Genomic DNA, 15,836 nt, shown 5'->3' with positions numbered 1-15,836 from the left:
CGAATAATGAAAAAAATTAACACTCCCTTTTTAAAGATTTTTGGGGTCGTACTTCTTGTTCTCCTTTCAAGCTGCGATTTTAATAAAGTATCGGACGCTGCGGATGATTTCAGGCTGATTATTGGCCTCGAACCGATCCATACAACTCCTTCGGTTTTGATTACGGATGCAACGACCGGTGACCTCATCTCGGGAAATGTTACAATCACTTTTGCGGGACAGAATGGCGCGGATGTGATCGATATTTATAGCGATCCGATTTCCCAGGATGAAGTAAGTGACGGAATTCTCAATTTTGGTATCGATAATTCTTTGGCACCTTCCGAATCTTCACCTGTTAAAATTCAACTAATATTAGAAGCCAACGGTTATCAGCAAAAATCCAGGACAATTATCATCACCGAAGAGGGATCTCCGGATTTCTATGTTAAAATGCTAAAAGAGAATTCCGGGCCGTATCCGGATGGAATTCAAAAAACTACAAATACCCAGGGATCCGCCGGAAATGATGGCGCAATCCAGGAAAATTTTGTAGTGGAATCACCTTCAAATCAGGATGGAAACGGAACTTCGCTGGAGGTTCCGGAAGGTTCTGTATTTCTTGGAGCAAACGGCAGCCCGCTTAGGGGATCCTTGAGAACAGAATTAACGTACTATAATCCTTCTGCAGACAAAGTGTTCGAATTGCTCCCTTTCGAATTAACTGATAATGATGGAAATCCAATCCAGGCCGCAGGCGTCAATACCATTCGAATTATGGACGAAAATGGTAATCTCGCAACTTCGCTGGAAGCAATGTCTAAACAAAAGGCGGCATCTGCCGGTGAAATTTCGGTCTCATTTTCTTTACCGGATGGCTTTAAGAAACCGGATGGAAGCTCTGTAAAGATTGGAGACGAAATTTTCATATTCACTTTTAGTCACTCTTTTCAACTGACTGAAGTTGTTTCGGAAACGGTGGAAGTGCTTGCCAATGGGAAAACCGGTGTGGTTTTTAACACAACCACTTTGCCTTATGCGGTGGTCACAGGCTATGCCCTCACCGAACTGTCGGCTTCTTGTCCCGCGCAATTGACCATCGAACGGAATGGAAATTCCGGAGCACTGATTGGCAGCGCCTATTCAACCGGATTTTTTGTTGAAGTACAGATCGGCAGTAGCAATAATGAGTTTACTTTCATCGCGCCGAACGCCGAAGTAAATATTGATATTCAGACGGCCACCACAACACATTCTGTAACGGCAAATTTCTGTGCTCAACCCAATGTAACCGTAAACCTCCCCACTCCTCCGCCAAATATTATTGATAGTTCAGTAAACATCACTCTAGGATGTGCAGCGCCTGATGAAAAAATTTCAATCACTGATCTGCCGGCTGCATCCGTTGCCTACAGAAAAAGTAGTGCTGCTGTTGGAACTCCCTGGCGGCTGGCAGAAAATCTTGAGTGGGAATATGATGAGGATGAACAAGCTTTAACAGGTGTTGGTTTTAATATTACCGGGGTTGAACAAGATGAGGAGTATACATTTAAAGTTAGTTTTGATGGAAATACTTATCAGCAAGATGTAGCAATTACCGGCAGTTCTGTTACTTATGAAGAAACGATTAATGAAGATATTTGCCAGTAATAAATTGGGCTTATTCATTCTATTGGTTTGATTTCTCCTGAGGCCATCTCATTTTTAATATTTTAGCGAACCTGAAGGTGTCCCCAATGACCGGTTATTTATAAAGTCAGTTTGCTTCATTTTCTTATTAACCTATTGATGGCTGTCTCTCAATAGTAACTTTTCGGAACAAGTGAGTTTGTTTCTCTATTTACCACAGAGAACAGATGTAATCTTTAACTTGTTCAGGCTTGTATAGTCTGTGGATAGCATATTTCTTTAACCTACACATGTCAACTACAATGAGGAAAAGAAATTTCATACAACTCTTTTTTGGAATGATCATCATAGCTGGAATTGTGAGCTGTGATGTTGACAGAGTTACAGATGCTGCAAAAGATTTCCGCCTGATTATTGAGCTTGAACCAATAGAGACAACCCCTACCGTCCTTATTACGGACGCTTCAACCGGCGAACTTATTCAAAGAAATGTTCGTGTAACATTTGCCGGGAAAAACGGAAAAGATGTCATTGATACTTATAGTGACCCTTTGAACGAAAAAAACATACAAGACGGCATTCTGAACTTTGGAATTCAGAATTCAGTGCCTCCTTCCGAGGATTCTCCTGTAATTGTTCAGCTCATATTGGAATCAAATCAGTATGTGCGAACTGCCAAAACTATCAAAATCAGAGAAGACGGATCAACTGACTACCAGGTAAAAATGCTTAAGAAGAATGTCCGGGAAGAAAAAAAGGGGATTTATGTAACGATTAACCATGAAGGATTTGCAGAGAAAAATGGCAGAATCAAAAATAGATATGCGGTTGAAACCTATTCGAATGCAAAACAATCTGCCGGCACAACGTTACAAATTTTGAACGGCTCAGTCTTTAAAGATGAAAACGGAAACATACTTACAGGCCCTCTGAGAACTGAATTAACTTTTTATGATCCATCCGTGACAGAAGCTCTTGAGTTGTCCCCGGTTGATTTGATCAATAGTGATGGAAAAACCATTTATGCAGCAGGAATCAATACGATTTCAATCTCGGATCAAAACAATCATGTTGCAGTTTCCTCCATACTAATGGACTCGGGAACATCAGAATCTTCCGAAAAGATATCCCTCTCGTTAGCTATCCCGAACGATTTTCAAAACCCGATTGACGGAAATCCATTTAAAGCCGGGGATCCACTTGTTGTAACTTCTTTTGATCAAAATCTGCAAATATTGGATGAGGAAACCGTAAAGATCGAAAAACTATCAAAAGGGAGAAACGGTGTAATTTTTGATTCCATGACCTTGCCCTATGCCGTTGTGATTGGATCCGTTATCGATGAATCTGTCACATGCTCAGCCTATATCGTGGTCAATCGAAATGGAAACACAGGAAAACTCTTCGGAACAGCTTCCGGAGCCGGGTTCTTTAATGAAATTCATATATCAAACAACAATAACAGATTTGAATTTGAAGCTCCAAATACGGATCTCACCGTTAAAATTGAAACGGCCACTGACTCAAAATCCGTCCAGGTTAATTTCTGTGATCAACCTGAAGTATCGATTCAACTTCCCGCGCCTCCACCTAAGCTCATTGACGCAAGCGTCCATGTAAAATTAGCCTGTGTCAATGCCGACGAGGTGATTTCGATTACTAATTTGCCTGGAGCTTCTATTGCATACAGAAAAAGCTCCGCGAAAAATGGAACAAAGTGGAGGTTAGCCAAAAACCTGAAATGGAATTATGACCATAGCAACCAGGCATTGACCGGAGCCACTTTTGATATAAACGCTGTTGAAAAGGATGAAGAATATACGTTTAAGCTGAGCTTTCAAGAAAACACGTATCAGAAAAATGCAGTAATTACTGGCCCTTCGGTTACGTATGAAGAAGAAATTGATGAAGCAGTCTGCTTGTAATCTACTTCATCAACCTACCTATTAACTGTCTATGCTATACAGAAGTCTATTGAATAAGCTTCTTCACCAGTTCCACTGCCTCTTCAACGGAAAGCTCCGTAGTATCAATATGTAGCGAAGATGTCTTGTCGGGAGCTTCATGGGAAGCGTCATACCCGGTCAGATTTGTAATTTCTCCTTTTTTGGCTTTCTCATACAGTCCTTTAGGATCCCGTTCCTGGGCTGTTTGAGGTGAGCAGGTTATAAACACTTCCTCAAAGCTGCCTTCGGGGAATAAGCTGCGCACAATCTCCCGATCTTTTTTGTAGGGAGATACAAACGTGCAAAGAACAATATTTCCATGCTCAAAAAACAGGCGTGCGGTTTCACCGACTCTTCGGATATTTTCCGAACGATCCCCGGCACTAAATCCAAGATCCCGATTCAGTCCATGGCGAACCTGGTCGCCATCCAGCAGAACGGTTTGTTTACCTTCAGCCCAAAGTTGTCTTTCAACTTCTTTGGCGATGGTGCTCTTGCCGGCTCCGGATATTCCTGTAAACCACAACACTTTAGAAGCATGGCCATTTCGCTTCTCCCGCTCCTGGCGAGAAATATTCCATGGTTCCCAAACCACATTTGGAGAAGACTTCTGAATAGTTTTCTCCTCTGTAATTTGATCAGTCAGTTCTTCAACTACGTCTTCATCTCCTGAAACAGTTGATCCCGCACGAATCATGCCCGCGGCAACCGTCACATTACTGGCCGGATCAATAATAATAAAGCTTCCGGTTTTCTGATTGATTTGGTAGGGATCAAAAAACAGGGGCAGAGAAGTTTGAAGTTTTACCCGGCCGATCTCATTGAGCTTCAATGTATCGGCATCTTCCCGGCCAATGGTATCCACATTCATCCGATAGACCAACTCATCAATAAATACTTGCGCCGTGCGGGTTGTATGGTTGATGATATATGATTTGCCCAATTCCATCGGCTCATCGGTCATCCAGCACACAAAAGCTTCAAAGTGCTGATTAACATTTGGCACATTGTTTTTTCTGACGATCATATCTCCGCGACTCACGTCAATCTCGTCTTCAAGTGTGATCGTAACCGAATCACCGGGATGTGTTTCCTCTAACTTTTCGTCTTTCGTAACAATTTCTTTGATCTTACTGGTCCTTCGCGAAGGCAATGCCATAATCTCCTCGCCCGGCCGAATTCGGCCTGAGGCTACCCGGCCTGAAAATCCCCGGAAGTTCTGATTCGGACGAATGACATACTGAACGGGAAAACGGAAATCAATCACATTCTGGGTTGAATCAACCCGAACGGTTTCTAGAATGTGCAATAATGTTGAGCCTTTGTACCAAGGCATATTTTCTCCGGAGTCCACAACGTTGTCTCCTTTCAGGGCTGAAATAGGAACATACGTAACATCATCCACCTCAAGCTTTTGCACGAAATGGCGAAAATCCGAAACAATACTTTCAAATCTTTCCTTACTATAATTCACAAGGTCCATCTTGTTTACTGCCACCACCAGGTGGGGAATCTGGAGTAATGATGAGATAAACGCATGCCGCTTGGACTGGGTCAGCAATCCTTTGGTAGCATCTACCAAAATTACTGCCAGCTCTGCTGTAGAGGCGCCGGTCACCATGTTTCTGGTATATTGAATATGACCGGGTGTATCCGCAATAATGAATTTCCGTTTGGGCGTTGCAAAATAGCGGTACGCCACATCTATGGTAATTTTCTGTTCACGTTCGGCTTTCAAACCGTCTGTGAGCAGCGCCAGATTGACTTCTTCTTCCCCACTGCTCTTGCTGGATTTTTCAATGGCTTCCATTTGGTCTTCAAAAATGGATTTGGAATCATACAGCAACCGACCGATCAGTGTACTTTTTCCATCATCCACGCTGCCGGCAGTTGTAAACCGCAGCAGGTCCATATCCAAATAATTATTTTCTTTGCTGTGCCCGTTGGAATTACTCATCTATATTAAACTCTTTATCCTTATAATTTTAATTCAGAAAGATGGCGATTTTAAAAGTATCCCAATCGCTTCCGATCTTCCATTGCAGTCTCACTTCGCTTATCATCGTGGCGATTACCTCGTTCCGTCTGACGGGCAGAGGCCACTTCATCAATAATTTCTTCGATATTGGAAGCATCTGACAAAACGGCCCCGGTGCATGTAGCATCTCCAATCGTCCGGAAACGAACCGTTTTAGTTTGGAGTTGCTCCTCATTTTGTCGATTAACAAAATCCGTATCGGCAAGCCATACTCCCCGCCGATTGAAAACTTTTCGATCATGAGAAAAATAGAGCGACGGAATATCAATCTCTTCTTGTGCAATGTATTGCCATACATCCATTTCCGTCCAGTTACTTAACGGAAAAACACGAAAACTCTCCCCCTGGTTTTTTCTGCCGTTATAGAGATTCCAGAGTTCGGGTCTCTGATTTTTTGGATCCCACTGACCGAACACATCCCTGTGGGAGAAGAATCGCTCTTTAGCCCGTGCTTTCTCCTCATCGCGGCGACCACCACCAAGTGCGGCATCTACCTGGTATTCTTTAAGCGTATCAAGAAGGGTAACTGTTTGCAGGGCATTTCGGCTGGCATCCGGTCCGGTTTCCTCTTTCACACGGCCGCTGTCGATGGAGTCTTGTACATAACCCACAATCAATTCAAGCCCGTTTTCTTCAACCAGTTTGTCTCGAAAATCTATCGTTTCCTGAAAATTATGCCCCGTATCAATATGCATCAGAGGAAAGGGGATCTTGCCCGGGTAAAAAGCCTTTTGGGCCAGGTGGAACATACAGATCGAATCCTTGCCTCCCGAAAACAAAAGTACTGGCCGCTCGAACTGGGCAGCCACCTCTCTCATCACATAAATTCCTTCATCTTCCAGTTCTTTCAGATGATTACTGTCGTTTTTCATGTGTAACTAATATTAATATGAGTATTCTAATTTTAATAGATGGGCATTCACTAATACGCTTTCTTATCACCCGTAAAAGTTTTAAAAACCGTCATTAAGATAATCTTCAAATCCAGGCCAAAGGAGACATGCTCGAGATAAAAAATATCCAGTTTTACCCGGTGGATAATGTCGTATTTGGTTTTGATCTCCCCTCTGTACCCTTTGACTTGTGCAAGCCCGGTAATTCCCGGTTTTGAGAAATGCCGTACCAAATATTTATTGACTGATCTTTCAAATTCCTGGGTATGAGCTTTCATGTGAGGTCTTGGACCTACCACTGTCATATCCCCGACAAAAACATTAAAGAACTGTGGCAGCTCGTCAATGTTTGTTTTTCGGAGAAACTGGCCCACTTTCGTGATTCTGGGATCATTTTTCGTACCCATTTTTTTATCCGCTTGCTCATTCACCTTCATTGAACGGAATTTCAGACAATTAAATGGCCTTTTCTTGTGACCATTCCGTAACTGTTTAAAAAACAACGGACCTTTTGAATCCAGCTTAATAATCACGTACATCAAAGGGGTTAACCATGAGAGAATCAACAGGATAACAAGTGACGAAAACACGATATCAAATGCACGTTTTCCAATTCTTCCGTATTCCGTATTAAGCTTTAGTTCTCTCAGGTTTAAAACCGGAGTAGTATCAAAAAGCTCAATATTCATGGTTCGGGTATAAATCCCTTTATTATCCGGTATAATTTTGAGTTTTTTGAAGTTATTATCTGCGAATGTCAGAAGGGTTCGCAACTCATTCTCAGACAATTGAGAGGCCACACAATAAATTTCATCAACATTATTGCGTTTAATATATTTATAAACGTCGTCAATCCTTCCAAGATATTCCCCTCCTCCCGGATTTTCATTATGAAAATATCCCTTATATCGGTATCCCAATTCCGGCTGAGCAAAGAAACTGCGGAGCTTTTCCAGGTTTTTGTCCAGCCCAACTACTACTACATTTACAAAGTTACCTCCCTTTTCTCTGTAGATTTTTCTGAAATAGTAGAATACAGCCCTGTGAAAGGTAACGACATCAAAAATTGTTAATAGAATTACGGCCTGATGCTGGATCGAAAATCCGATTCCCCGGAACGCAAAGTAGGCAAAATAGGCCAACACGAAGAGAATATATAAAGACAGATATTTCGGCAGGTTGGTTGAAAAATCTTCGTTTCTTGATATACGATAATATTTCAGAGAAAAAGCAATAAACAACCAACTAAAGTTGTAATACAAAATGCTGACCGGATCCAGATATGTCGCAGGCGTGAACAGGAAAAGGAAAAAGTTTATAATTCCCAGATGTATCATGATTGATATAGGAATTATATAGGGCGACAGCCTGAAGTTAAAAGGCGCAACAAGCCTGGATGATGATTTTTCAGTTAAAAGTACCTGTAATGGGCTATCCATACTTGATCTAATACTTGGCTATTTATTAATGAAAAAGGTTCGTATCCGTACTAATTAAATATCACTTCACCTTTATGATTTTGGCCACAATTTAAAATCCATTTTTGTGGCCTTTGTAAGCAGCAGAATGAATTTCATTCTGCCTTTCAGATCAATATTGTATTTGTAGTAGCTTAAAAGGTATTCTCATTTGATAGAAAACCATCCTTAATGCTATATACTTTTGTCTCTTAACACATGGAAAGAATTGCAGATTTTTTTTTGAAATAAATTCAAAAAGACGAAAAAGAATTGCAGAAACCTTAAAATAGACCACCTTTTAGACTTGAGACAGAATTGATGCAAATCCAGAATAGTTACTGGCTATGAACATCAAATAATTTCCACTTGATTTCCAACATACCGTTGAGTCCACTTTCAGAGTTCCCGGAGATATGTTGCAGATCATCTGCCATCATAAACCCGAGATCCAGCGAAAGTGTAAGTGCTTCAACAGGTTTATAAAACAACTCAAGGCCGGGGCGTATTCTTTTTTCAGGCAGCCCGGTAAGAATAACATCCAGCAGAGTTCCATCTGGATTTCGCTTAACCAGTGGCTGATTGATTTCCTGTTCGCCCTGCCAGAGAAAAGATAGTTTCGGGGTAATTCTAAGATCTCCGGAATAGATATTACTAAACAGAGATGTATAAATATAATCATTGAACTGCGTGGCCAATCCGCGTTTTAAATAGAGATACCGTCCTTCGGCCTGTTCGGGGTTGTACGTTTGGTAGGCAACAGCTTCAGTCTCTACTCCGATATCTACATTTGAAAAGACATTTGCGATATCAATAGAAGTAAACCATGAAAATGTGGTTCGTTCATTATCACTTTCAACGTCCAGATCGTCCAGCATAAACTGGGTCTGAATCGTCAAATTATTCATGAATTGCATCCACAGTGCTCCGCCAATCAAAATATTGCCTTCATTATTTTGAGGTTTATTTGCCAGCACAAAAACCAGGGAGTGAAGTGGATTCAGATATTTTAGTGAAACCGAGGATGAAGGCCCTGAATAGAGAACCGACTCAAAAAACGTAAGCCTGATATTCGGGACGATTCGCCAGTCGAACCGATGAGCGGCCAAATACCTTTGCCGGGCTCCCACAACAGGATTAAACCCGTGATACACTCCTCTTGCACTAATATTATCCAATTCACCTAAAAGGGATCGAAAGGAAAACACTTCATTCCCAAATGTGATATTGATTTGGTCAAAACTTCGGGCATTGTCACTCAGTATGGTGGAGGAGCGACCGAATGACGCCCAGTGGTTTTGAAATCGTCCTAAATAGATCTGAAGGTAATCGTTTGCAAATCCCAGATAAGCATCCTGGCTACGAATGTAGAGTCTTCTCGTTGCATCCAGGCCAATGGGGTCTTGATCATAAAAAAGATCATGATGAATTCCCATATGAGCAATAAAATTCCCTTTTTCCATGTACCCGGTAAGAGTGCCATTTGGATAAATAAATCCTTTGCTGTCGAGATCTCTCATCGGCATTAATGAATCGGAGTTACTCGCTGAAAATCCTCCCTCGAGTTGCAATCCATAGGTAAAATCATCACTTGTACGAACCGTATCCGATGAAACTACATCAAAATAATTTCGAAGCCTTTCTACCCATCGGGATTCCGTGTTGGATAGTTCGGTGTCCTCCAACGCCGCCAATGCAGCTTTAATTTCTGATCTTGAATACGGAATTCTTGTCGGGTTGAGCTCTTTTAAAAATCCGCGGTGTTGGAGTCTTTGTATATAATCATAACTCCAATTATCTGTAGGAACAAGTTTGTGTTGTTGTCCTTTTGCCTCTTCAAAAAAAGAAAGAAAAATAAAAAGAAGGGTCAGTTGTGAGGCAAGTAATAATTTTATTTGGTTTTGAGAAAGAAGAGAAGAACGGACATATCTCCCATCATTTATAAATCTCTTTTCAGGTAACACATCGTCAGAGTTTGTTAGAAAAAGCTTTCTCTACATTTTCTTTGCAATTTGATGTGTGTGCTGAGACTGAATTTGATCTATTATACAATTGAACTTTGAAACGATTCCCAGGAATTTTCTATATAACCTTGTATCTCGTACCTAAATCTTTCGGGACCAAAAAATTCAGCATGCTCCCTGATAGCTTCTGAATCAAATACATTTTGATTACCCTCAAATAAGGTAACGGCATTCACCAAATCCTTCGCTGTCTGGTTATTATAGAGGATACCTGTGGGGACATCCGCTTGTCCGTTACCCAGCCACGGCACAACCGTTTCAGACAATCCTCCCTCACCAAAAGCTATGACCGGCGTTCCGCAGGCTTGTGCTTCAAGCGGTACGATTCCGAAATCTTCTTTAGCAGCATAAATAAATGCCCTCGCATTTCTCATGTACTCTACCATTTTATCCTGCGGTTGAAATCCTAAAACCTCCACATTCGGCCCCGCCATTTTTTTCATTTCTTCAAGGTCTGGTCCGCCGCCAATAACGTACAGCTTTTTGTTTGGCATTTGGTTAAAGGCCCTTATGATCATCGAAGTTTTTTTATACGGAACGAGGCGGGAAACCGTACAGTAAAAATCATCTTTGTCTTTATTAAGCTTAAACCCATTGATATCCACGGGTGGATAAATCACTTTGGCTTCGCGTCTGTATACCTTTGCAATTCTTCGTTTGATGAAATGAGAATTTGCAATAAAATTATCCACCTGGTTCGCTGTTCGAACATCCCACAAGCGAATTTTGTGTAACAAGTATTTCGCAATCCATCCCTTTATCCCTTTGTCCAAATCGGCCTCATCGAGATATTGATACTGCATATCCCAGGCATACCGAATGGGTGAATGTACGTATGAAATATGGAGCTGATCCGGATGACAAATAATGCCTTTCGCTACCGCATAATTGCTTGAAATAACAATATCATACTCGCTCATATCCCATTGTTCAACGGCAAGAGGCATTATCGGGAGGTATTTGCGGTAATGAGAATGAGACCTGCCAAACGGTAATTTGCTTATAAAACTTTCTACAACCTCATGATCCTGAAGAAATGGAAGATCTTTACCATCAAATACCGTGGTATACACCTTTGTCTTTTTTCCCAAAACATGCAAAAGTTCCTCAAGCACTCTTTCCGCACCTGCATACTCTAATAACCAATCGTGAGTAACCGCAATATTTTTTAAATCAAGCACTGTTATTAGAATATAAACTTGTCATTTTTTGGATGAACAGTTCTGTAGAAAACTCTTTTGTTATACGCTCTATATCTCTGTTAAGGGATTTCTTCTCAACATAAATATCACTGTAAATGTCATTCATTGAGCGTTCCACCGAACCGCTATCAAGTGGATTCATTAAATAACTGCCTCCACATAATTCTGCGATCTCTTTCATTCCTCCCCAATTGCTCGTCAGAATTCGAATGTTTGCAATTACAGCTTCTACTAACACCAAGGGTGCATTTTCAAACCACAATGAAGGAAGAACAAGAGCATCATATTCTGTTAATCTTTGGAGGACATCTTCGTAGGGAATACGTCCTAATACAAATATCCTCTCAGTAAGGTGCAGTTCCTGAATTAATTCTTGAGTTTTTTCAATATCGGGTCCGTCGCCTATGATATCGAATCGGTAATTATCCACCTTAGACTCTGCGAGTGAGCGAATAAATTCTTTGATCCCCTTCTCCGGCGAAACTCTGCCAAGAAATACAATTTTCAGTGTTTCCTCTTCGTCCGGAATTGATTTTGACGGGGTGTTGATTACATTAATCTCATAAGGATTGCGCACAAGATGAATCTGTTTATCGGGAAATTTTTCTGCATATTTTTTCTTCAGAAAATTACTTGGGGCTAAAAAAGTATCAATCTGGTCCTGAAGCTTCAGGATTGAATAATTGTAAACCCATTGCACTTTTTTCAACGTGCTATAAGCCCATCCTCTCGTATCATATTGTTTAGTCAAAATATCCTGCCAGGAAGTCAAACTTTTCTGGGGGACAATTTTGCCATCAGAATTATAGTATAAACCGCTGTCCGGACACAGTAGATGATAATCATGGGCGGTCATTACTACACGTCCATTAAAACTGCCGGACCTCCTGCAATCTTTTATCGCTTTTAAAATGCTCGGTGAGAGTAAATGATAATAATTGTGCAAATGGATGATATCCGGCTCAAACTCCAGTATCTTTTTTTTGAATTCGCTGTAATACTTTTTGGAGTAGATATATTCCTTCGCAGAGTCCGGCAACCGGTATTTTTTTGAACCATAATAGAAAGAGATGGTCCCCCCTCTTCTTTTTACGATCTCTTCAATTTTCCGGCATACGCCTTCGGCCCCTCCTTCAGAATAATAGTCGTTGACCAATAAAATTTTAGATTCCATTGGAAGAGTTCCTGGCTATGTATATGGATGATTCATCCGTTGCATTTGTGATGATATCCAGCGGTTTAAAAACACGATTTTCTGAATCCATTTTTTTTCTGAAATGATCTCCCCATCCGATATACACGATCTCTCCGTTTTTATCATCCTCAAGCTGAATAGACATTCCCTTTCCTTTTTTCTCATAATCCAAAACGGTATGAGATGAAACCAGTTTGATCAGGTTCGAATAACTATCAAAGGCTGGTTTGGGATTCATATTCTCATCCAATAAGCCATAATATTTTTCTCTGACATTATACTTGTTATCTCTGAGCTCGAACGCAATAAACGTTTCAACGCCGGTTGCCCAGGCGCTTAACACGGTTTTTGATAATTGCACACTCTGCACTTCAAAACTGTCGCCATTTATCATAGGAACCGGGATCATTAGCACACTTCCATTAAACTCCGAGGTTGAGTATTTAAAAAGCGAAGCGATTTCTCCCATTTCTTTCCCTCCATCATACACCGACAGCAAAGGCGTGTAGGAAATATCTTCATCCCTTGGGTTCCTCAAAATTCTGTTAATGAAAATATTCGATTGCGGATTACTACTTAATTCCACGCCGTCGGCTATTTTAACCTCTCTTTTTTTAGCTACATTTCTATGGCGGATTCTCCTCATCCTGATTTTAAATTTTTGTCTGTAATCGTTGGTGTACCTTACCGGTTTTTCATCGCCTTCTTCGGTAGCGTACGCAACCAGCGGTATACCATCCATGGAGACCATTAACCCGCCGTCTTTAACTGAATCGTAAATATCCTGGAGTTGTGCTCTTGAAAATTGAGAATACGCCGCGACAATCAGAATCCGGGATTCCTGAGAATGCAATTTTTCTTGTCCTTCATTTGTATTTATGTTGATGGATTCAGTCTTCCATCCATTTTCTTGTAATTGATCTGCCAACGGTTCAAAAAAGGTGTTCTTCAACTTTCCTTCCACAAAACCAATCTGGAGATTTTCCTGGTTGGGAAATGTTTCCGCAGAAGCTTTTTCAATTAACTCTACAAAAATTGTTGATTCTGCCGGATGGATTGGATTGCGCCTCGAACTATTCCCGTATTCTGTAATCCACACCGGTTTTACTTCGCCATATTCTCCCATCAGTTTTCTCAGTCTGTCGAGATAATCCACCAGACTTTCTGCAGGAAATTGATAGGGATGAATTGCCACGGCATCGCAATATTGAAGAGCTCCATGAGTAAAGATGGCCTTCCAAAAAGGAAAAGCAGATTCCTGACTTGCCATTCCACCCAAAACCACACGATTATCAGCATCCGTACTTTTTATAATTTTGTACGACTCCTTAAGCAATTCAGAAAAGAATTGTTTGGATTGAGCTGATTTAAAACGATGGGACAGATTCGGTTCATTCCACACTTCCCAACGTGTTATTCTTCCCTTATATCGTTCCGTTACACGACTTACAAACTCTTTCCAACCCTCAAGGTTTTTCTCCAATGGTTTTTTTGCCCAAGCCGGAGATTCATGTAAAACTGCAATGATCTGAAGATCATGTTTCTCTGCATTTTCCACGACCTCGTCAATGGCAGACCAATCCCATTCGCCGGGTTTTTGCTCTACATCCCGCCACAGAAATCCAGTCCGTATCAACCGGGACTCTTTATCCCTGGCTATTTCAAGGAGTGTATTTTGTGCCGCAAATTCACTTTCAAGATCAAACGATTTCTTTTTGGTGATATGGCTATGGATACCAAACTCAGGTTTTGGCGTTTGAGCCTGGCTGCACGAAGAGTAAACCAGCATCAGAATGATACAGGTAGATTTTAAAAGGCCTGCAAGCAAATAAGTTAGTTTAGAATAAAAGATAGTTCCGGGGGTTTGGTTTAGAAATAGTGAATTATAAATGGAGATGAGAGCCTTTATTTTCAGCAACTTATCTCCAGTGCGTAGAACAATACATGTAGGCTTTATGGCAAATATTTAAATGATTTATTTCCTGGCTTTCAGTTACCAAGGCTAATTATGTATTCATTCACTTTATAGTAAATGCTCTTTAATTCGATAGAATTTGCATTTTTTCTTCCCATTGTTTTTTTGCTCTATTGGTTTGTTTTTAACAAGCGTTTAAGAGATCAAAACCTTTTACTACTTATAGTCAGTTATTTCTTTTATGGATGGTGGGATTGGCGTTTTTTGTCTTTAATTGCATTCAGTTCTGTTGTCGATTATGTTGTCGGCATTCGTTTGTCAAAAACTGAAGCTGAGCATAAGCGTAAATTACTGCTGTCTGTCAGCCTTCTTGTAAATCTCGGTTTCCTAGGATTTTTTAAATATTTCAATTTTTTTGCAGAGAATTTTGCGAATGCTTTTACGCTTTTCGGCCAACCATTTGAACCTGCTACTCTCAACATCATCCTGCCTGTTGGAATAAGCTTTTATACATTTCAAACACTCAGCTACACAATTGACATCTACAGGAAAAAACTTACGCCTACAACAAACGCTATTCAGTTCTTTGCCTTTGTAAGCTTTTTCCCGCAATTGGTTGCCGGCCCTATTGAACGAGCTGGAAACCTCTTGCCACAATTCTCTAAATATAGATCCTTCGAATATGTGAAAGCTGCAGACGGAATGAAGCAAATTTTATGGGGATTATTCAAAAAAGTGGTCATAGCAGACAATTGTGCAGTATATGTCAATGATATTTTTTCAAATTATTCAGATTATTCCGGTAGCACATTGCTCTTGGGAGGAGTTCTTTTTGCTTTCCAAATCTATGGAGATTTCTCCGGCTACTCGGATATAGCCATTGGAACTGCACGATTATTTGGATTTCATCTCATGAAAAATTTTGCATTCCCATACTTCTCGAGAGACATCGCGGAGTTTTGGCGCCGGTGGCACATTTCACTATCCACCTGGTTTCGGGATTACTTATACATTCCTCTTGGTGGAAGCAGAGGTCCGCTATCCATGCAGGTTAAAAATATCTTCATCATTTTTATTGTCAGCGGATTTTGGCACGGTGCAAACTGGACATTTATCGTATGGGGAGCTTTAAATGCCGCTTACTTTCTACCATTACTTCTAATGGATAAAAACCGGCAAAATCTCGAAATCGTATCAAAGGGAAGACTCTTTCCCAGCATAAAAGAATTTTTCAGCATCCTCTTAACGTTCCTGATAACCGTATTAGGGTGGATATTCTTCCGTGCTGAAAGTGTACAACATGCCATAGCATATCTTGCGGGCATAATGAGTCCAAGTTTTTTTTCCCTCCCGGAAATTCTCCCTCTATATCTGGCAATTTTAATAGCAATCTTTATCACCATTGAATGGATTCAGAGAGAACAGGAACATGGACTTTCATTTGAAAACAGGTCACTTTCAGTCCCGTTCAGGTGGAGTACATATCTAATCCTTGCCGCTCTTGTAGCTTCCTTTTTCGGGACAGAGAACTCCTTTATTTACTTCCAATTTTAGGACA

At 40.8% G+C, this 15,836-nt stretch carries 10 protein-coding genes; 3 read left to right on the top strand and 7 right to left on the bottom strand.

All coding sequences use genetic code 11. The features are described from left to right. Positions 1-6 precede the first annotated feature (6 nt). Positions 7-1,629: a hypothetical protein gene (locus L0B18_RS09625; protein ID WP_234571553.1), complete on the top strand. Its 1,623-nt coding sequence runs from the start codon at positions 7-9 to the stop codon at positions 1,627-1,629. A gap of 317 nt (positions 1,630-1,946) precedes the next feature. Continuing rightward, complete coding sequence (locus L0B18_RS09620; RefSeq protein ID WP_234571552.1) at positions 1,947-3,533, top strand: hypothetical protein; 1,587 nt, start codon at positions 1,947-1,949, stop codon at positions 3,531-3,533. A gap of 46 nt (positions 3,534-3,579) precedes the next feature. Here L0B18_RS09620 and cysN read toward each other — a convergent pair whose 3' ends face one another. The 7 genes from cysN to L0B18_RS09585 form a co-directional block, all read right to left on the bottom strand. Beyond that, the gene (cysN, locus tag L0B18_RS09615; protein ID WP_234571551.1) at positions 3,580-5,511 is read right to left on the bottom strand and encodes a sulfate adenylyltransferase subunit CysN; all 1,932 of its coding nucleotides are present in this window, start codon (positions 5,509-5,511) and stop codon (positions 3,580-3,582) included. A 50-nt stretch (positions 5,512-5,561) separates the two neighbouring features. Further along, a complete protein-coding gene (gene cysD / locus L0B18_RS09610) occupies positions 5,562-6,464 on the bottom strand; it encodes a sulfate adenylyltransferase subunit CysD (protein ID WP_234571550.1) in 903 nt (300 codons plus the stop codon). A gap of 50 nt (positions 6,465-6,514) precedes the next feature. After that, on the bottom strand, positions 6,515-7,924 hold the full coding sequence (locus L0B18_RS09605) for an exopolysaccharide biosynthesis polyprenyl glycosylphosphotransferase (RefSeq protein ID WP_234571549.1): 1,410 nt from the start codon (positions 7,922-7,924) through the stop codon (positions 6,515-6,517). A gap of 356 nt (positions 7,925-8,280) precedes the next feature. Further along, entirely contained in the window at positions 8,281-9,906 is a 1,626-nt protein-coding gene (locus L0B18_RS09600) for a capsule assembly Wzi family protein (protein WP_234571548.1), read from the bottom strand. Between the two features lie 80 nt (positions 9,907-9,986). Then, complete coding sequence (locus L0B18_RS09595) at positions 9,987-11,153, bottom strand: glycosyltransferase (protein ID WP_370647580.1); 1,167 nt, start codon at positions 11,151-11,153, stop codon at positions 9,987-9,989. Next, positions 11,140-12,342 carry a glycosyltransferase gene (locus L0B18_RS09590; protein WP_234571546.1) on the bottom strand — a complete coding sequence of 401 codons (1,203 nt, stop codon included), beginning with the start codon at positions 12,340-12,342 and terminating at the stop codon, positions 11,140-11,142. Before L0B18_RS09590 ends, L0B18_RS09595 begins: the two co-directional genes overlap by 14 nt. Further along, positions 12,332-14,281 (bottom strand): glycosyl hydrolase, encoded by a 1,950-nt coding sequence (locus L0B18_RS09585; protein WP_234571545.1) that lies wholly within the window; start codon positions 14,279-14,281, stop codon positions 12,332-12,334. The genes L0B18_RS09590 and L0B18_RS09585 overlap by 11 nt, the downstream gene beginning before the upstream one ends. 114 nt (positions 14,282-14,395) lie before the next feature. Here L0B18_RS09585 and L0B18_RS09580 point away from each other — a divergent pair, with 114 nt between their 5' ends. Beyond that, entirely contained in the window at positions 14,396-15,832 is a 1,437-nt protein-coding gene (locus L0B18_RS09580; protein ID WP_234571544.1) for an MBOAT family O-acyltransferase, read from the top strand. Positions 15,833-15,836: the final 4 nt, after the last annotated feature.

It is taken from the genome of Rhodohalobacter sp. 614A (genome assembly GCF_021462415.1).
Lineage (GTDB): Bacteria > Bacteroidota > Rhodothermia > Balneolales > Balneolaceae > Rhodohalobacter.
This window is presented reverse-complemented; position numbering and strand designations above follow the sequence as displayed.